Raw genomic sequence first — 19,258 nt, forward strand, 5'->3', positions numbered from 1 at the left:
CGACACAGTCCTGACCGGCAGAGGGACGGGGAGACCTGCCAGACCCAACCCTCTCACCCAGACACAAGACACACCAGAACTAAGCAGCGACAGTCTACTAGTTACGTTGGCCAGTGCCTTGGTGGGAGCGAGATAGAGCGCGCGAGCGGGCGGTTCGGCCAGCAGGACGCTGAGCACCGGCATGAGGTATCCCAGCGACTTACCCGACGCCGTGCCTGTCGCGAGCACCACGCTGCGGCCGGCGTGAGCATGTTCGGTGGCACGCGCCTGGTGTGTCCACGGTGCGTCGATACCGGCGGCGCGCAGCCGGGAGACGAGTACGGGATCCGCCCAGGCGGGCCAGGGCGCCCGGCTGCCGGCTCTGGCGGGGACACGCTGCACATGTGTGATGCAACAGCTACGACGGGCGTCTGTCCGCAGCCGGTCGAGAACAGCCGCACCACGATCCGGCGCACCCGGCTCTGGTGCGCTGGCCCGGACCGAGGTTGTACCCACGGTGGCCCAGCGTAGGCGAGGATGCCGGACGGATGCCCTGGTCCCCGCAGGATTCGCCCGCCTCCAACGGGCGGTCGCGGGGTGCGGCGGCCGGCGGGGCACGAACCGGGCGCCACCGGGGCCGTGGCTACGAACCCCTGCGGCGCATGGGTAGCCTGCTGCGTCGCGGCGAGCCGGATTGATCCGGGCGTGGGAGGGTAGTGCCGCCGTGATGTCGGCCGTCCGGCCGGACGGCTGTGAAGCAGACGCAAGGAGGACCTGTGGACCTGTCCCTCACTACCCGCACGGAAGGGGACTTCACGATCGTCGTCGTAGGCGGCGAGATTGACGTCTACACCGCCCCGAAGCTGCGGGAACAACTGATCGATCTCGTATCAGGCGGTTCGTACCATCTCGTCGTCGACATGGAAGGGGTCGAGTTCCTCGACTCGACCGGCCTCGGGGTACTTGTCGGCGGCCTCAAGCGAGTCCGGGCGCACGAGGGGACGCTGCGGCTCGTCTGCACCCAGGAACGGATACTGAAAATCTTCCGGATCACCGGTCTGACGAAGGTCTTCCCGATCCACGCGTCCGTCGAAGAAGCACTCGCAGCCAAGGACTGAAGGACCAAAGGCAGCGCGATCGTGATTCTTTCGCGCCCAGGGCTCCTGCCGTATCCGAGGTTCCCACCGGATCGGCGCGGAGGGCCTGGAAGCCGATCCGGAGGATCCGACAGGCTCAGGCCCGCGGGTCGCCGGGTGGTCAGTTCCATCGAGAGACAGGTCATCGACGTATGTCCACCGTCGAGTTGCGCTTCGCGGCTCTTCCCGGACACGTCCGAACGGCCCGGATGATCGCAGCCGCGGTCAGCCGGCGTTCGGGCGTGCCGGAGGAGATCCTTGACGAGATCAAACTTGCGGTCGGCGAGGCATGTGCCCGAGCCGTCAGCGTCAACCGCCGGTTCGACCCACAGGCTCCCGTGATCGTCCGGGTCAGTGACGGCGATGGTGCGTTCACGGTGTCGGTGGCCGACCGCGGGCCGCGGGAACGCGATGTTCCACCCACAAGACGCGACGTCTCGCCCCTGAACGGCCGTGGACGGGCCGACACGCCCGGATCACCCGACGGCTGTCGCACGCTGACCAACGCCGCTTCCCCTTCCCCCTCCCTCTCCCCACCCACCGTCGCCGGGCCGGCGGCAGCCGAGCCGATGGTTACCGACCCGCTGGCTGCCCAGTCGCTGGCCGCCCAGCCGGTCGTCGCCGAGCCCATGGTTGTCAGCCCGGTCGCATCCGGAAACGGCATCTGGCGGCCGGACGAGGAGGAGCCGTGCTCCCCGACAGTCCCGGGACTCGGTCTCGCCCTGATCGAAGGCCTGGTCGACGACTTCACCATCACCACGCGGACCGACCGGACCGGCATGATCGTCACTATGCGCTGGGCGACGGAGCCGTTGGAGGGGAAACCAGCCGCACCGGTCATGGCTCTCTAGACAGCACGCTGGCGCCGATGCCGTCCCGGTCGCCCCGGCGGCGGCCGCACGCGGGCCATCGCAGCCGGCACGTCGCCGCTGACGCGTCGGTACCGAACACGTCGGCCGCCGCGTCAACACCGATGTGTCGACACCTGTACGCCAGCCCGGGCAGGACGACACGGACGGAATGGGCCGAAAGCCGGCCATCGAGATGAACAAGGACACCGAGCATCCACGGTAAATCCCTCAAAGCGCAATTTTTACCGGACCTTGTCTACGAAAGAACGAGCGCATGTTACGGCCGTGTGGATAGACTGCCGCATCACTCGGTCGATCAGACCGCGTGCGCGATGTCTGGAGTGCTCCCCGTGGTACCGAACGGAGAATCGGGAGAACGCGGGCCAACGCGTTGGTCGCCGCACGATGGCGCGACGGCGGGACGGGCGGTAGCCCGGATCCGTCCCAGCCGGCAGTCATGCCGGCGTCGCACCCGCTTCGCCGGCCCGCGCCGACTCGACGTCCTCCCATGCCGCAGCGGCAACCTCGACGACGTCGTCAGATGCGATGTCCGGCCGTACTCGCCCACCGGCTCCCACAACCGGCACGGGGTGGACGCGGAGGGTGCACAGACCTGACCGGGAGGGCCCATGGTCCTGATCCAAGCCGCGGCGGGTACGAATCCCGGCGGCGCTGCCATCGAACTTGGCGCAGGTCAGATCGGGTTGGTCGCTGGGGTGGCGGCCGTTGCGGCGCTGGCGCTGGTGGTGGCCGGCTATCTGGTCCGCGAGGTGCTCGCGGCCGACCAGGGAAGCCCACGAATGGTCGAGGTCGCCCGCGCCGTCCAGGAAGGAGCCGCAGCCTACCTACGCCGGCAGTTCACCACGGTGGCCGGTTTCGTGCTCGTGATCCCGTTCGTTCTGCTGCTGCTGCCCGCGGAGTCCACCGCCTCCCGGGTCGGCCGGTCGCTCTTCTTCGTCCTCGGAGCCGTCTTCTCCGCGCTGGTGGGCTTCGTCGGCATGTCGCTGGCCACCCGGGCGAACTCCCGGACCGCGGCCGCGGCCATCCGGGTCGGGGAACGCGCCGCCATACGGATCGCCTTCCGCACCGGGGGTGTGGTGGGAATGTTCACCGTCGGCCTGGGCCTGCTCGGCGCGGCGGTCGTGGTACTCGCCTTCCGGGACACGGCCCCGCAGGTCCTGGAGGGGTTCGGGTTCGGCGCTGCGCTGCTTGCGATGTTCATGCGAGTCGGCGGCGGCATCTTCACCAAGGCCGCGGACGTCGGCGCCGACCTCGTCGGCAAGATCGAACAGGGTATTCCCGAGGACGATCCGCGCAATGCGGCCACCATCGCCGACAACGTCGGGGACAATGTCGGCGACTGCGCCGGGATGGCCGCGGACCTGTTCGAGTCCTATGCCGTGACGCTGGTGGCCGCGCTGATCCTCGGTGTGAAGGCGTTCGGCGAGAACGGGCTGATCTTCCCGCTGCTGATCCCGGCCGTCGGTGTGCTCACCGCGATCGTCGGTATTCTCTCGGTCGCGCCGCGCGCCGGTGACCGCAACGGCATGGCAGCGATCAACCGGGGGTTCTTCCTGTCCGCGGTGATCTCCGCCATCGGAGTCGTCATCGTCTCGCTCGTCTACCTTCCCAGCAGTTTCTCCGGATTCCCCGGGATGGCGGACAGTACCCAGAGCGGTGACCCACGGTTCATCGCGATCACCGCGGTTCTGATCGGCATCGTGCTGGCCGCGGCGATCCAGCTGCTCACCGGCTACTTCACCGAGACCAGCCGCAGACCGGTCCAGGACATCGTGAAAGCGTCCACCACCGGCCCCGCAACCAACATCCTCTCCGGCATCGGGGTCGGCCTGGAATCGGCTGTCTACTCGGCGTTGCTCATCAGCGCGGCCGTCTTCGGCGCCTACCTGCTCGGGTCCGGGAGCGTCACCGTCGCGCTGTTCGCCGTGGCGCTGGCCGGCACCGGTCTGCTGACGACGGTCGGCGTCATCGTCTCGATGGACACTTTCGGGCCGGTCAGCGACAACGCCCAGGGCATCGCCGAGATGTCCGGCGACACCGGAACGACCGACGTGGCAGGCGGTGCGGAAACGACCGGCGCCAAGACCGGGGCCGCGATCCTCACCTCCCTCGACGCCGTCGGGAACACCACCAAGGCGATCACGAAGGGTATCGCGATCGCCACCGCGGTGCTGGCCGCCACCGCCCTGTTCGGGTCGTTCACGGACGCGGTGAACGAGGCGCTCGTCGACGCCGGCCGAACCGTGGCATCGTCGCGCACGCTCGACATCGCCTATCCCGACGCCCTGATCGGGCTGGTCATCGGCGCGGCGGTCGTGTTCCTGTTCTCCGGGCTCGCGATCAACGCGGTCGGTCGCGCCGCCGGTCGGGTCGTGCTCGAGGTACGCAACCAGTTCCGGACGAAGCCCGGCATCATGGACGGGACGGAACGACCCGACTACGGCGCCGTCGTCGACATCTGCACCCGTGACTCACTGCGGGAACTGATCACTCCGGGGACGCTGGCGGTTCTCGCCCCGATCGCGGTCGGTTTCGGGCTGGGCTACCCGCCGCTGGGCGCCTACCTTGCCGGAGCGATCGCCGGCGGCGTCCTCATGGCGGTCTTCCTCGCCAACTCCGGTGGCGCCTGGGACAACGCGAAGAAACTCGTCGAGGACGGCAACTACGGCGGCAAAGGGTCGGACACGCATGCGGCGACCGTCATCGGGGACACCGTCGGTGACCCCTTCAAGGACACCGCCGGGCCGTCGATCAACCCTTTGATCAAGGTGATGAACCTGGTCAGCCTCTTGATCGCGCCTTCGGTGGTGAAGTACTCGGTCGGTGACGACGAAAACACACCGCTACGGATAGCGATAGCGCTGGTGGCCGTCGCGGCGATCATCGCCGTGATCGTCTACTCCAAGCGGCGGGCCTCCGCGCTCACCGTCGCGCCTCCGGTAGCCGAACAGCGCCCGGCCGGCAGGACGAAGGCCGGCGTGTGACAGCGCTGCCGATGACCGGTCGCCCTGCCGCTGCCCGTCCGGACCCGGGCAGGCGGGCTCGGCTGCCCGGGCAGAAGCCGTTCACGAGGAGACCCGGAAGGAGCGCCGGAAGGAACAAATAGCATCAGCGATCCCTTTCGCTCTACGGTGACAGCGTCGGCATGCCGACGCCACCGGCCGCCGATGACGTCCGTGCCGGTCATGGTGCTGTCGGAGACGCGCTACCAGTGACATGACACTGGTGACACAACGCCGGTGGCACGACGACACTGACACGATGCCGGTGACGCAAAGTGCTTGATCTGACGCACGGCCGCTTCTCCCGGCCCCGGCTGGCCGGGCGTGGGTGCGCCCGCGGGCGCGACACGGCGTACGGTCTGCTCCGGTGTCTGTGAGCGGACACCGGATGGATCGCGGACCGGGAGCTGACACACCGGTACGCGCCGACCTACTGTCGGCAGGAGGACCACCGCCCGAGGCGCGCCGCGACAGGTGTCCCGGGGGGAGGTTCTCGCACCGGCGGACGGCCCATCCGCACCGTTCACCACCCGCCACGCACGCCACAACCCACACCGGGCGCAACATATACGGGATATACGGGCTGCAAACACATACAGGCTGCAACGCACGCAGGCCGCAACGCCGAAACCGAACTGCCCCCTGCAACGAGGAGAGAAGTGCCCCCGCGCACGAAGTCGACAAACAGCGGGACGCGCCGGTCGAGCGCCGGGTCATCGACGCCGGTCGTCGAGCCCACAGCCGGTGACGTCGCTGCCGGGCCCGATACGGACGCCGTCACGGCCGGCAACGGCGCCGTGTCCCGCGGGCGCACCACGCGTACCGCGCGCGCCGCCACCCGTGGTAGCCGTACCGGCACGTCATCGCCGGCCGCGAGCGGCACCGGCGTCCGACTCGTGATCGTCGAGTCGCCGGCCAAGGCGAAGACCATTGCCGGGTATCTCGGCTCCGGCTGGCGGGTCGAGTCCAGCATCGGACACATCCGGGATCTGCCGCAGAGCGCCGCCGACGTTCCCGACGCCCACAAGGGCAAGCCGTGGGCCCGTCTGGGAGTGGACGTCGACAACGGCTTCAAGCCGCTCTACGTGGTCACTCCCGACAAGAAGTCCCAGGTCAGCAAGCTCAAGGCGCTGGCGAAGGAAGCCAGCGAGCTCTACCTGGCGACAGACGAGGACCGTGAGGGCGAGGCCATCGCCTGGCATCTGCTGCAGACGCTGAAGCCGACGGTGCCGGTGAGGCGGATGGTCTTCCACGAGATCACCGAGCAGGCGATCCGGCGGGCGGTGGACAACACCCGTGAGATCGACGAGCACCTTGTCGACGCGCAGGAGACCCGGCGCATCCTCGACCGGCTCTACGGCTACGAGGTCAGCCCCGTGCTGTGGAAGAAGGTCATGCCGAAGCTGTCGGCGGGCCGGGTACAGAGCGTGGCGACCCGTATCCTGGTGGAGCGTGAACGTGCCCGGATGCGTTTCACCTCGGCCGAGTACTGGAACATCGAAGGCGTCTTCGGCCTGTTGCCCGGCCGGGACGCCGACCGCGCCGGTGGAGCCAGCGGCGACGGCCAGGTCGACGCCACACCGCTGCCGGCGAACCTGGTCGCGCTCGACGGCCGGCGGCTGGCCACCGGGCGCGACTTCGACTCCTCGGGGCAGCTCACCTCCGCCGACGTCGTCCGGCTCGACGAGGATGCCGCGCACGCCCTGGCCGGCCGGCTCGCCGACAGCGCGTTCGCGGTCCGCTCGGTGGAGACCAAGCCGTACCGCCGCTCCCCCTACGCGCCGTTCATGACCTCCACCCTGCAGCAGGAGGCCAGCCGCAAGCTGCACTTCTCCAGCCAGCGGACGATGCAGGTGGCGCAGAAGCTGTACGAGAACGGCTACATCACCTATATGCGGACGGACTCGACGAACCTGTCCGAGACCGCGCTCGCCGCCGCCCGCGAGCAGGCCCGCGCCCTCTACGGGGCCGAGTACGTCCCCGACCGCCCCCGCATCTACACGAAGAAGGTCAAGAACGCCCAGGAGGCGCACGAGGCGATCCGGCCGGCCGGGGAGCAGTTCCGCACGCCGGGCGAGGTACGCGAGACGCTGGCCGACGCCGACGGCTACCGCCTGTACGAGCTGATCTGGCGGCGCACGGTCGCCAGCCAGATGGCCGACGCCCGCGGCACGTCCGCGACCATCCGGATCGGCGGCGTCTCCAGCGCCGGGGAGGACACCGAGTTCTCGGCCTCGGGGAAGGTGATCACCTTCCCCGGTTTCCTGCGTGCCTACGTCGAGGGCGCGGACGATCCCGACGCCGAACTGGATGACCGGGAGCGACGGCTGCCGGACGTCCGCGAAGGCGACGCCCTGACCACCCGGGAGCTCAACCCGCGCGGGCACACGACCAACCCGCCGCCGCGCTTCACCGAGGCGAGCCTGGTCAAGACGCTGGAGGAACTCGGCATCGGCCGCCCGTCCACCTACGCGTCGATCATCGGGACGATCCAGGCCCGCGGGTACGTGTGGAAGAAGGGCAGCGCGCTGATCCCCAGCTTTGTCGCGTTCGCCGTGGTCGGTCTCCTCGAGGAGCACTTCGGACGGCTGGTCGACTACCGGTTCACCGCGTCCATGGAGGACGACCTGGACGACATCGCCGCGGGCACGGCGGCGTCGATCGACTGGCTCACCCGGTTCTACTTCGGCTCGGACGCCGGCCAGGAGGGCGGGGTCGCCCGCGCCGGCGGGCTCAAGCACCTGGTCAACGAGCGGCTCGGCGAGATCGACGCCCGCGAGGTCAACTCGATCCCCCTGGGGGTGGCGCCGGACGACCAGCCCGTGGTGATCCGGGTCGGCCGCTACGGCCCGTACGTCCAGCACGGTGACGAACGGGCGAGCGTCCCGGAGGACCTGCCGCCCGACGAGCTCACCGTGGACAGGGCGCTGGCGCTGGTCGGCGCGCCCAGCGAGGAACGGTCGCTGGGCACCGATCCGGACAGCGGCGCGACGATCACCCTCAAGGTGGGACGTTTCGGTCCGTACGTGTCGACCGATGACGATCCGCCACGCCGGGCGAGCCTGCTGGGCACAATGACACCGGAAACCCTCACCCTCGCCGACGCCCTCAAACTGCTCACCCTTCCCCGATCGCTGGGGGTCGCCGAGGATGGGGAGGAGGTGACCGCCCAGAACGGCCGGTACGGGCCCTACGTCAAGAAGGGTTCGGAAAGCCGCTCGCTGGAGTCGGAGGAGCGACTGTTCACGGTGACGCTGGACGAGGCGCTGGCGCTGATCGCGCAGCCCAAGACGCGAGGCCGTCGGCGGGCCGCCGAGACCCCGCCGCTGCGTGAGCTCGGCCCCGATCCCGCCACGGGCGCCCCCATGGTGCTGCGGGAGGGCCGCTTCGGACCCTACGTCACCGACGGCGCGACCAACGCGAGCCTGCGCAAGGGCGACGACGTCGCGTCCCTCACCGTGGAACGGGCGGCCGAGATGCTCGCGGAGAAGCGGGCCCGCGGCCCGGCAACACCCAGGCGGCGGGCGGCGCAGCCGGCCAAGCAGCCGGCGGCCACCAAGACCACCAGGCAGTCCACGGCCAAGAAGACGACGGCCAGGAAGACGTCCGCGCAGCCGGCCACGGCGACAGGGACAGGGACAGGGACGACGACGGGGACGGACGGCGGCGGTACGCCGGGCACCTCGTCGCCGCGCCCACGACGGACGGGCTGATGGGTCTTCCGGTGGATGACGCTCACAACCCGCCGCGGCCACCGGCCTCGACGGCGCCGGCGGGCGGGCGGGCGTGGTCCAACCGGCCCCCTGGTAGTCCACCGGTCGTGACGGTCCCGTCGCCACCGGCCGGCTCCGCCGACTCCCACCGCAGTACCGAGGGGGACATCCGCGCGGTCCTGCGGATACCGCAGTTCCGGCGGCTGTGGCTGGCGCTGACGCTGTCCAGCCTCGGCGACTGGATGGGTCTGCTCGCCACGACCGCGCTGGCCAGCTCCCTGCAGGCCGGTTTCTCGGAGAAGGCGTACGCGATCGGCTCCGTCCTGATCGTCCGGCTGCTGCCAGCGCTGATCTTCGGGCCGTTCGCCGGGGTCGTCGCCGACCGGCTCGACCGCAGGCTGACGATGGTCGTCGCGGACGTCCTGCGGTTCGGGCTGTTCGCTTCCATCCCCCTGGTCGGGACGCTGGCGTGGCTGCTGATCGCGTCCCTGCTGATCGAGTGCGTCAGCCTGTTCTGGAACCCGGCCAAGGACGCCAGCGTGCCGAACCTGGTGCCCGTGCAGCGGCTCGCGACGGCGAACACCCTGAGTCTGATCACCACGTACGGTTCGGCGCCGCTGGGCGCCGCGATCTTCTCGCTGTTGGCCACCCTGTCGCGCGCGCTCGGCTCCAGCGTGTCGTTCTTCAAGACCTCCCCGCTCGATCTCGCGTTGTACTTCAACGCCGGGACGTTCCTGGTGTCAGCGGTGGTGATCTTCGGGTTGCGCGGTATCGGCCGGGCCAACCGCCTCGACGCCGAGGCGAACCCGGGCCTCTGGTCGTCGATCACCGAAGGCCTGCGGTTCGTCGGCCGGGACAGGATGGTCCGCGGCCTGGTCGTCGGGATCCTCGGCGGTTTCGCCGGCGCGGGGTGCGTGGTGGCGCTCGGCCGGCTCTACGTCCAGATTCTCGGCGGCGGGGACTCCGCCTACGGTGTCCTGTTCGGCGCGGTGTTCGTCGGGCTCGCCACCGGCATGGCACTCGGGCCGCGGGTGCTCGGCGACTACAGCCGTTCCCGTCTGTTCGGCCTGAGCGTCACCGCCGCCGGCGTGACCATGCTGCTGGTCGCCGTCGTCCCCAACCTCGTGCTGGCCTGCGTCCTGGTCGTTTTCGTGGGCGCGTTCGCCGGCATCGCCTGGGTCACCGGTTACACGCTGTTGCAGGCAGGGGTGAGCGACGAGCTGCGCGGACGGACCTTCGCGCTGGTGCAGTCCCTGGTCCGCGTCGATCTGCTCCTGGTGCTGGCCGTGGCGCCCGGTCTGGTCGGGCTCATCGGCTCGCATCACCTCGATCTGTGGGGTCACCTGCGGGTGCGCACCGACGGTGTCACGATCGTCCTGCTCAGCGGCGGTCTGCTCGCGGTGGCCGTCGGCCTGTTCGCCTACCGGCAGATGGACGAGCGCAAGGGTGTCGCGGTTCTGCCGGAGCTGTGGAACGCCCTGCTGGGGCGGCGCGCGGCACCCGAACGGCCTCGCCACGCTGGCCTGTTCATCGCGCTCGAGGGCGGTGAGGGCTCCGGCAAGTCCACCCAGGTGGAGCGGCTGCGGTCGTGGCTGGCGTCGTCCGGCCGCGAGGTCGTCGTGACCAGGGAGCCCGGCGGGACGGCGCTGGGCGTGAAACTGCGGGAACTGCTGCTGGACCCGGCCGCGCGGCTGCACCCCCGTACCGAGGCGCTGTTGTACGCCGCGGACCGCGCCGAACACGTCTCCCGGGTGATCGAGCCAGCGCTGGCCCGCGGCGCGATCGTCGTCAGCGACCGGTTCATCGACTCCTCCATCGCCTACCAGGGCGCCGGGCGCCAGCTCGGCGCGGACGACATCGCCATGCTGTCGCGGTGGGCCACCCGGTCGCTGCTCCCGGACGTCACGATCCTGCTCGACATCCCCGCGCGGACCGGGCTCGCCCGGGTGCGGGCCCGCGCGAGCGGGAACGGTTCCCGCCACGAGCGCCCCACGGATCGCGATCGTGGCGGCGTGCCAGGCCGTGACGACTCCTCGCCTTTCTCCCGTCACGATGCGGTTCCCTCCCGGCAGGCGGCGGGCAAGGCGGCCGGCAAGGACCGTGACGGCCCGACCCCTGGCGTCGACGTCTCCGGTGCCAGTACACCCGGTGCCAGTACACCCGGTGCCGAGGCGCCCGGTGCCACTGCGCCCGGCGTCGACCGGATCGAGGCTGAGGAGCTGTCATTCCACGAGCGCGTCCGGGACGGCTTCCGCCAGCTCGCCGAGCGCACACCGGACCGGTACGTCGTCCTCGACGCGGACCGCTCGCCGGACACCGTGCACAACCAGATCCGTAACGTCGTCACCGGGTATCTACGCCGGGGCGAGGACGACGGCCCGGGCGCTCCCCGTCCGCAGGCGACGTCCGACAGCGCGTCCAAGGAGCCATCCGCCGCGGTGCCCGTGCGTCCCCCGCCGCCCGAGCGTCCCGCACCGCCCGATCGCCCCACGCACACGCGCGCGTCCCCGGACAGTGCCACGATCTCGCCGGCACCTGGCCCGGCCGACTCGGTCAGCCCGGCCGACCCCGCCGGCCCGGTCGGCTCCGCTGATCACGCCGATCCGAGCGATCTGGCCAGGGGGACGGAGAGAAGCGAGCCGCCTGCGTCCGGAACCAGAACCGGGACCGAGGCCACCGACCCGACGGACGATCCCGAGACAGCCTGGGTACCGGACAACCTGCCCACGGCCTCCGGACGATCCTCAAGGTGATCCAACGCCCTCTCCGCCGCTTCCCGGCTGCCCCGCCGCTGTCGTGCCCCGGTGTCGACCCACCGTGGGTGGGATGGTGGGCGGAGCGGACAATGGCGCGGTGAGCGTGTGGGACGTCCTGGTCGGCCAGGCGCCGGTCGTCGAGGCTCTCGCCGCCGCGACGGCGGCCGGGGTGAACGAGGCCGGCGGGCTGGTGGCAGCCCGCACCGCCATGACCCACTCGTGGCTGTTCACCGGCCCCACCGGTGCCGGCCGTACGACGGCGGCGCGGGCATTCGCCGCCGCGCTGAACTGTGAGAGCATCCCCCCTGGCTGCGGTGAGTGCGCGGGCTGCCACACGGTGCTGACCGACACCGCAGCCGACCTGCGCACGGTCCGCCCGGAGGGCCTGTCCCTCGGCGTGAAGGACGTCCGGGAGCTGGTGCGGGACGCGGCCAGCGCGCCGACGTCGGGCCGCTGGCGGATCCTGCTGCTGGAAGACGCCGACCGGCTCACCGACCAGGCGGCGAACGCCCTGCTCAAAGCCCTGGAGGAGCCTGCGCAGCGGTCGGTGTTCCTGCTGTGCGCGCCGTCGGTGGACGACGTCCTGCCCACCATCCGGTCCCGCTGCCGGGTGGTCGCGCTGCGGCTGCCCCGGCCGTCGGACGTCGCCGACGCGCTGGCACGCGCGGGCGTCGAGGACGCGGCCGCGCGGCTCGCCGCCGCGGCGAGCCAGGGGGATCTCGACCGGGCCCGCCTGCTTGCCACCGACGAGGCGGCTCGGGCCCGGCGAGCCGAGGTGCTGCGCATCCCCACCCGCCTGCGCCGGACGGGTGACTGCCTCGGCGCCGCGGCGGACCTGGTGAACGCGGCGAACGCGGACGCCGATGCGGCGAACACCATCCGTGACGAAGTTGAGACCGAGGCTCTGAAGACCGCGCTCGGGGTCGGCGCAACGTCCGCCGGCAGCACCGCGAAACGTGCCAGAGCCGTCAAGCCGGGCGCGAAGGGCCGGGCGATGACGGTCCGGGGAGCTGCCGGCGCGCTCAAGGAGCTGGAGAAGACGCAGAAAAGCCGCGGCCGGCGGACGGTGCTGGACTCCCTCGACCGGGCGCTGGTCGACCTCGCCGGCTGGTATCGGGACGTGCTCGTCCTGCAGCTCGGCGCGCCGGTGGACGCCATTCACCCCGATCATCACGAGCTGGCCGGGCAACTGGCCCGGGTCTCCACCCCCGAACAGACGCTGCGCCGGCTGGAAGCCGTCCTGGCATGCCGCCGCCGGCTGGCCGACAACCCCGGGCTGGTCCCGCTGCTGACGGTTGAGGCTCTCACTCTCGCCCTGCGTGCCGGCTGAGCGCAACGCTCGCCGAGCACGACGATCATCTGTTCTCCGACCGGCCGGCCGGGCGGGTCCCGGCTCGACCCGGCCGCGACCTTCCCTGTGATTCTCCCCTCACCGTAGGGAAGATCCGATATGTTGTTGCATCTTCCGATCACGTCCGATACGTGCCAACAGAGCGATACGATACGATGCCCGAAACGACACCACAGATACTCCAGAATAGAGAGTAGCGACAAAGAAACTGAATGATAGAGCAGCCGGACGGCAGAGTTCGACACATAGTTGCCACATGTTCATCAAAAAATGATCGTTGTCTCCGCGTCGGACGGCCCGACCAGCTGTGACAATAGTCGCCGGACCAGCCGGATTACCCGGCCCGGTGGCTCCGAAGGGCCAGTTTCATGGAAAGCGTCTCACCGGGAACGGCGATCGTCCGAGAAGTCAGCTCCCACGGGGGAACGAGAAGAGCGGCGATGAGCGGAATCATTCGGAAACGAACTGGGCCGGCCGGGAGCCGTATTCTCGGCGTCGGCGCCTATCGCCCGATGACAGTGGTGTCGAACGCCGACATCTGCCAACGGCTGGACTCCACACCGGAGTGGATCGAATCCCGTTCCGGTATCCGCAGCCGTCGGTTCGCGAATGCCGAGGAATCCCTCGGGGCGATGGCCGCGACAGCCGCCGGCAAGGCACTGGCCAGCGCCGGTGTCGAGGTCGCCGACGTCGGATGCATCCTGGTGGCAACGATGTCCCATGTCATCCAGTCACCATCGGTGGCCACGGACGTGGCTGCCAGGCTCGGCGCCGAGAAGGCCGCGGCATTCGACATATCGGCCGCCTGCGCCGGTTTCTGCCACGCGCTCGCGATCGCCAGCGACATGGTGCTCGCCGGCAGCGCCCGACATGTGCTGGTAATCGGTGCCGAGCGCATGTCGGACATCATCGACCCGCATGACCGGAGCACAGCTTTCCTGTTCGGGGACGGCGCCGGAGCGATTGTCGTCGGGCCGTCCGAGACGGCGGGTATCGGGCCGGTGGTGTGGGGGTCGGCTCCCTCGGCCCGGGATGCCATCGCGCACGACCGCTCCTACCTGGACTGGCGCGACAACCCCGAGCTGCCCTGGCCGACGATGCGGATGGCGGGCCAGCGGGTCTTCCGCTGGGCGTCCTGGCAGATGGCGCCCGTCGCGCGGGCGGCGCTCGACGAGGCCGGCATCACGGCGAACGATCTCGTCGCGTTCGTTCCGCACCAGGCCAACATCCGCATTATCAACGTGTTGTGCAGGGTGCTCGCCCTGCCCGGGACGGTGACCGTCGCCCGGGACATCGAAGTGCACGGGAACACCTCCGGGGCATCTATTCCGCTCGCGATGGACGACATTCTCGCCAGCGGGCAGGTACCGTCCGGTGGGCTCGCCCTGCTCATAGGTTTCGGTGCGGGCCTGGTCTACGCCGCCCAGGTCATCCAGCTCCCCTGAACGCCTTTCCGGGATCCGTCACCGGCCACACCAGTCAGAGGTACGATTCAAAATGCGCACCAGAAGGGCATCCGACAACAGCTGCCGGATGCCCTTCTGGTACACCAGTCCACGAATCCTTCGGGTAGGCGGCAAAAAACTATTGCGCGCCCTTCTGCTGGATCTGCTGGGCCACTTCCCGCTGGCCGTTCCCCCGCCCGCCGCTCATCGCCTGCTCGGGCTGCGACGCGGGAGCGGGGCGGCCGAGCAGATACCACCCCCACAGCCCCACGGGTACCGGGGTTCGCGGCGGAGTCTCCGCGGCGACGCGCGCGTCCATGGCGTCCATGACATGATCCCAGCTTCCCGCGACCCGCAGCATCAGACCGCCGATGCCGGTCGTGCGGGGAAGATGCGGATGCGAGCGGGTGGGCGCCCGCCGCGCCGACCGTTCGAACGCGCTCGCCGCCCGGCGCCGCTCCGGGTCGGACAGCACCTCGTCCAAGTCGGCGAGCATGGACTCCTCGAGAGCCACATGCCGTTCCCCGAGCTCGGCGAGACGCTCACACAACATCCGCATCGACTCGTTCGGCTGGTGCATGTCACCCTGAATATACTGAGAAATACCACGCGTCACGGATTCGGTTTCCCGTGCCACCATGCGCAGGTCGGTGGCACATGCCTGGCCAGCCGGCGGAAGGTGACGGCGTGCCACCGGATAGACGGCGGTCTGCACCGCGTACATGTGAGCGCTGATCGCCGCGACCGCCGTGTCGGCCGCCCGCAGCAGGCGCCTGGGGTCCTCGGAGGTCGCCACGGCGGAGAACGTCCGAGCGACAAGGTCATCAATGTGATCATGGGCGGCCCTGACCAGGCCGAGCAGGGACGCCGCTGGCTGAGCCCGCTCGCCGGATCCGGTTTCTTTCTCCGTTCTCTCCGGCCGGGCTCCCGCCGGGTCCTCCGGTCGGGCTCCTCCCGAACCTGCCGCGGTCGTCATCGCCGCCCCCTAACACCCTGGAGACCAGGCCTCCCCGGCGCTGCCGATCCGGGAGGAACCCGGGCACGAAAAAATGATCGCGCCACTGTTGGCCCCCGGGTCGGCCGAACCACCCGCCGACCTCGTGCCTGCCGGCTCATGAGCCGGAAACAACAGAATCGGCGCATCATGTCCACTGGTCAAGCTGTGCTTGCGAGGATGGTCCATGCCCAGTCGGACACAGCCTCACCGGATACACCGGATATATCGGCGGCGGACGTGACAGGGTGGGTAACGCGGACTTTCGACAATGATCCGGACAGGCACGGGACGCCCCCGGTAGCCCCCTCCGGGCTGCTGAGCCCCGACTGCCCGGGCAGCACAGTGTCCAACAGAAAGAAATCGGATGACCACGCCTGGCGACAGAACCCTCCTCGCCGACCCCACCGGCATTCCCGGCCGCGCGGACCGCGATGACGTCCGGACACGGGCATGACCGGTACCGAAGAACAGACAGGAGGAGCCGAATGTGACCGACCAGAAATTCGGTGACAATTCCGACGACCGTCACAGCGAGCATCATCTTTTCTCCCGGGGCCACGCCGACCGTGGGACCGCGACTGCCTGGCTGACGGAAGCCGTTACCAGGCGGGTTTCCCTGGTCCGGCTGCACCCGAAGGGACGCCGGCAGCGTCAGGAAGCTCCCTCGGCCCCCTTGGGACGGGTGGTCGCCTGCGAGGTCTACCGGGACGGCCATCGTGATCCACACCCCGTCGACCATGTCGACGCGCTACGGGCAGCCCGCGAACAGCGCAACAGCTTCGTCTGGCTCGGCCTCTACCAGCCGACCGCGGCCGAACTGACCGCCATCGCAGACGTGTACGGGCTGCATCCGCTCGCGGTCGAGGATGCCGTCAACGCGCACCAGCGCCCGAAGATGGAGCAGTACGCGGAGACACTTTTCGTCGTCCTCAAGACCGTCTGCTATGTGGATCACGAGGAGCTGACGGCGACATCCGAGATCGTGCACACCGGCGAGGTCATGGTCTTCCTCGGCCACGACTTCGTCGTCACCGTGCGGCACGGCGAACACGGCGGACTACAGAGCCTCCGCAGCCGGTTGGAGGCGCAGCCGCAGGTGCTCCGACACGGGCCGTCAGCCGTCCTGCACGCCATCTGCGACCAGATCGTCGACGACTACCTGGCCGTCACCGAAAAAATAGAGGTCGACATCGACGCCATCGAGGCGTCGGTCTTCCAGCGGTCGCTGCGGCCCGACACCGGCAAGGTCTACCAGCTCAAACGGGAGGTCCTCGAGTTCAAACACGCAATAATACCGCTGTACGCACCGCTGCGCGCGCTGGCCGAGCCCGGCGTCATCGGGATCGACCCACGAATCCGGGCGTACTTCCGGGACGTCGCCGACCACCTTGAGGAGGTCACCGCGCGAATCGCCCGGTTCGACGAACTGCTCTCCTCGATACTGCAGGCGACCCTGACGCAGGTCACCATCGCGCAGAACGAGGACATGCGCCGTATCAGCGCCTGGGTCGCCATCGCCGCGGTGCCCACCGCGATAGCCGGTATCTACGGTATGAACTTCGAGCACATGCCCGAACTGCGCCAGATCTGGGGATACCCGGCGGTCCTCTGCCTGATGGCGACGGTCTGTTTTTTCCTGTACCGGGCGTTCAAACGGAACGGATGGCTCTGAGCCGAATCCGCCGAATCCGCTGGACCCTCGGCCGCGCGGATCGGGACGGCCCGGCCAGCCGCCGCGCCCGGCGGGCAATCCACGCGACCAGCCGTGTCATGCGGCCAGCTTGGCCTCATGACATGTGGCCAGCCATACGACCAATTGTACGATTCGATCGTATTGTACCGGTTGTCCCATGGCGTGACCTCCCCGTCGGGATTCACGAGGACCACGCTGTCAGCTACCGTAATGGATCGTGTCGGGCTTTCACAGGGGGCCGTTCCCTACTCGGTTCTCCCGATCCTCGCTCGGCGGCAAGCGGCGGCTCCCGATCCTCGGCCGTACCTTTGGCGCCGGCAGCCAGCGCGCCGTCGTCCCGCATCTCCACGACGAGGGCGGCGCGGGCCGATGACCCCATCGATGAACACCGTCCGCAGCGACCTTGTCGCAGAGCTCGCGGCAAGGTTGGAGCAGCTCGACCACCTGCTCGGACGCCTGGAAGACGCCGAGCGGCAGGCCGCGAGCGCCAGCGAGGACCTGATGCGTGCCCGGCACTGGCAGGAGGAGACGCTGCGCGCGATTCAGGACGAGCGCGCCCAGATGCGTACGCACCAGCGTGCTCTGGACAGCCTCGCGGACCGAACACAGACCGCTCTGGCCGCTCTGGCCGCCAGCCATCGCTCGCTGCCGCCGGAGGTCCACGAACTCGCGATCGAACTCCAGGTCCTACAGACCTCCGGTCTGCTCTCCCGCCGGCCGCCTCCCCGCACCCGCCACCAGTAACGACACGCCCTAACGAGGGGAGAGGTAGTGGTCCGCGAATTCGGCAGCGGCGACCGGTGAGGTTCGGAGCCGGTCCAGGCGAACGTCCTGCAGGCGCCGGGCGAACGGGTCGGCAAGTTCGACGTTGACCAGCTGCAGAAGTTTCGTCGATGCTTCCTGCGCCAGCCAGGCCCGGCCCAGGCACACCTCGGAGTAGGCGTTCAGCGGACGTTCGTCCGCGTCGTGCAGGGCTGCCGCCACTGCGAGCGCGAGCGTCTCACCGTCGACGATGGCGAGCCCGGCGCCCTTGGCCGCCGCCGGTGGTACCCGGCGCGCGGCGTCCCCGGCGAGTATGAGACGTCCGAACCGCATCGGTTCGTAGAAGACCGAGTCCATCGCGATGACGTTCGGCGGCTCCAGCAACGGCCCTTCCGCCAGTTGCCAGTCGGCGTCCACGGCGAGCCGGGCGTGCAGTTCCTCCCAGATCCGCTCGGCCGACCAGTCCGCGGCGTCGGCCGTGGCCTCCACCTGTAGATAGAAGCGGCTTGTCCGGTGGTCACGCAGCATGTGGCCGGCGAATCCCCGCGGGCTGACCCCATAAATGATCTTATCCGTGGACGGGGCGACCGCGGCCAGGACGGCGAGCCAGGCCCATGCGCTGTCGCGCTGTCGGATGTGGCGCAACGCGCCCTCGGGGATCGATCCGCGGGAAACGCCGTGATGACCGTCGCAGCCCGCGATGAAACGGCTTTCCACTGTCTGCCGCTGCCCGTCGGCCGTGACGAACGAGACGGCGGGATGGTCGGAGGTCAGCGCGTCCAACATCACGTCAGTGACGCCGAACTCGATGACGCCACCCGCGGCAAGGTAGGCGGCAACCAGATCGGCGACGAGCTCCTGCTGCGGGTAGACGACGTGATGGCGTCCGCCCGCGTGGCGATCATACTCGACGACAAACGCTCTGCGACGATGCCGGAGCTCACAGTTGTGGTGTGGCGCACCTTCGGCCCGCAGGCCGTCGGCAAGCCCGTTGCGCTCCAGGGCGTCCACCGCCGCCGGCCCGAGCAGCCCGGCACGTGGACGGCTTTCCACCCTGGCCCGACTGGCAGCCTCGAGCACGAGCGTGTCGATACCCCGACGAGCCAGTACGACCGCCGCCACCAGGCCCGCGACACCCGCGCCAATCACAACGACGCCCACCCGGCGAGGACGCGGCCGCGAGGCAGACGCGCCCGGCTGGAGCGCGCCGTGCCCGTCCGGTGCAGACCCCGGAGCGGAGCGCGTCACGGCGAGCGCCTCCCCCGGGAGCATCGACACGATTCCTGATCACCCGCCATACTGCCCTGATCACATGGCTGACCCGGACGAACCGATCCGGGCGAGGCACTGCCAGAGTACGACGTCACATTCCGACACGCGTCAGGAGGCCGACAGCCCGGCACCAACCAACCGGACAATTTTCGCAAAAGGAGCGGAGTGTTGCTGGCGGATAGCGCTGATCGCTACCTAAAGTAGCGATATTGTTGACTATCCGTGCCCGAAGGCCCCCAGTCGACCATCTGCCGCCGCTATGGCGTATTGTCATCCTCCG

The 19,258-nt window shown here is 69.5% G+C and carries 12 protein-coding genes; 9 read left to right on the top strand and 3 right to left on the bottom strand.

Features of this window, described 5'->3' with window-relative positions; genetic code table 11:
• A partial coding sequence (locus CM1CMNOD_RS20235) for a DEAD/DEAH box helicase (RefSeq protein ID WP_431607664.1) occupies nucleotides 1-381 on the bottom strand: 381 nt, incomplete at its 3' end.
• 374 nt (nucleotides 382-755) lie between these two features.
• Here CM1CMNOD_RS20235 and CM1CMNOD_RS20240 point away from each other — a divergent pair.
• The 7 genes from CM1CMNOD_RS20240 (at nucleotide 756) to CM1CMNOD_RS20270 (ending at nucleotide 14,254) form a co-directional block, all read left to right on the top strand.
• The gene (locus CM1CMNOD_RS20240; protein ID WP_013875449.1) at nucleotides 756-1,097 is read left to right on the top strand and encodes an STAS domain-containing protein; all 342 of its coding nucleotides are present in this window, start codon (nucleotides 756-758) and stop codon (nucleotides 1,095-1,097) included.
• 170 nt (nucleotides 1,098-1,267) lie between these two features.
• The gene (locus tag CM1CMNOD_RS23800) at nucleotides 1,268-1,966 is read left to right on the top strand and encodes an ATP-binding protein (protein ID WP_013875450.1); all 699 of its coding nucleotides are present in this window, start codon (nucleotides 1,268-1,270) and stop codon (nucleotides 1,964-1,966) included.
• A gap of 629 nt (nucleotides 1,967-2,595) precedes the next feature.
• Nucleotides 2,596-4,971, top strand: a complete 2,376-nt coding sequence (locus CM1CMNOD_RS20250) for a sodium-translocating pyrophosphatase (RefSeq protein ID WP_013875452.1) — start codon at nucleotides 2,596-2,598, stop codon at nucleotides 4,969-4,971.
• A 677-nt stretch (nucleotides 4,972-5,648) separates the two neighbouring features.
• The gene (topA, locus tag CM1CMNOD_RS20255) at nucleotides 5,649-8,702 is read left to right on the top strand and encodes a type I DNA topoisomerase (protein ID WP_013875453.1); all 3,054 of its coding nucleotides are present in this window, start codon (nucleotides 5,649-5,651) and stop codon (nucleotides 8,700-8,702) included.
• Nucleotides 8,702-11,455: a dTMP kinase gene (gene tmk / locus CM1CMNOD_RS20260; RefSeq protein WP_013875454.1), complete on the top strand. Its 2,754-nt coding sequence runs from the start codon at nucleotides 8,702-8,704 to the stop codon at nucleotides 11,453-11,455. Before topA ends, tmk begins: the two co-directional genes overlap by 1 nt.
• Before the next feature lie 73 nt (nucleotides 11,456-11,528).
• Nucleotides 11,529-12,788: a DNA polymerase III subunit delta' gene (locus tag CM1CMNOD_RS20265; protein WP_013875455.1), complete on the top strand. Its 1,260-nt coding sequence runs from the start codon at nucleotides 11,529-11,531 to the stop codon at nucleotides 12,786-12,788.
• A gap of 461 nt (nucleotides 12,789-13,249) precedes the next feature.
• Nucleotides 13,250-14,254 carry a beta-ketoacyl-ACP synthase III gene (locus tag CM1CMNOD_RS20270; protein WP_013875456.1) on the top strand — a complete coding sequence of 335 codons (1,005 nt, stop codon included), beginning with the start codon at nucleotides 13,250-13,252 and terminating at the stop codon, nucleotides 14,252-14,254.
• Nucleotides 14,255-14,393: 139 nt separating this feature from the next.
• Here CM1CMNOD_RS20270 and CM1CMNOD_RS20275 read toward each other — a convergent pair whose 3' ends face one another.
• Entirely contained in the window at nucleotides 14,394-15,230 is an 837-nt protein-coding gene (locus CM1CMNOD_RS20275) for a hemerythrin domain-containing protein (RefSeq protein WP_013875457.1), read from the bottom strand.
• A gap of 508 nt (nucleotides 15,231-15,738) precedes the next feature.
• Between CM1CMNOD_RS20275 and corA the strand changes: the two genes are divergently transcribed.
• Nucleotides 15,739-16,923, top strand: coding sequence for a magnesium/cobalt transporter CorA (corA, locus tag CM1CMNOD_RS20280; protein WP_013875458.1), 1,185 nt, complete (start codon nucleotides 15,739-15,741; stop codon nucleotides 16,921-16,923).
• 402 nt (nucleotides 16,924-17,325) lie between these two features.
• Nucleotides 17,326-17,688, top strand: a complete 363-nt coding sequence (locus CM1CMNOD_RS20285) for a hypothetical protein (RefSeq protein ID WP_347176523.1) — start codon at nucleotides 17,326-17,328, stop codon at nucleotides 17,686-17,688.
• A 9-nt stretch (nucleotides 17,689-17,697) separates the two neighbouring features.
• On the opposite strand, the gene CM1CMNOD_RS20290 is transcribed toward CM1CMNOD_RS20285, so the two are convergent.
• Nucleotides 17,698-18,978: a 4-hydroxybenzoate 3-monooxygenase gene (locus CM1CMNOD_RS20290; RefSeq protein ID WP_013875460.1), complete on the bottom strand. Its 1,281-nt coding sequence runs from the start codon at nucleotides 18,976-18,978 to the stop codon at nucleotides 17,698-17,700.
• Between the last annotated feature and the right edge of the window lie 280 nt (nucleotides 18,979-19,258).

It is taken from the genome of Protofrankia symbiont of Coriaria myrtifolia (assembly GCF_900634755.1).
In the GTDB taxonomy this organism is placed as follows: domain Bacteria; phylum Actinomycetota; class Actinomycetes; order Frankiales; family Frankiaceae; genus Protofrankia; species Protofrankia coriariae.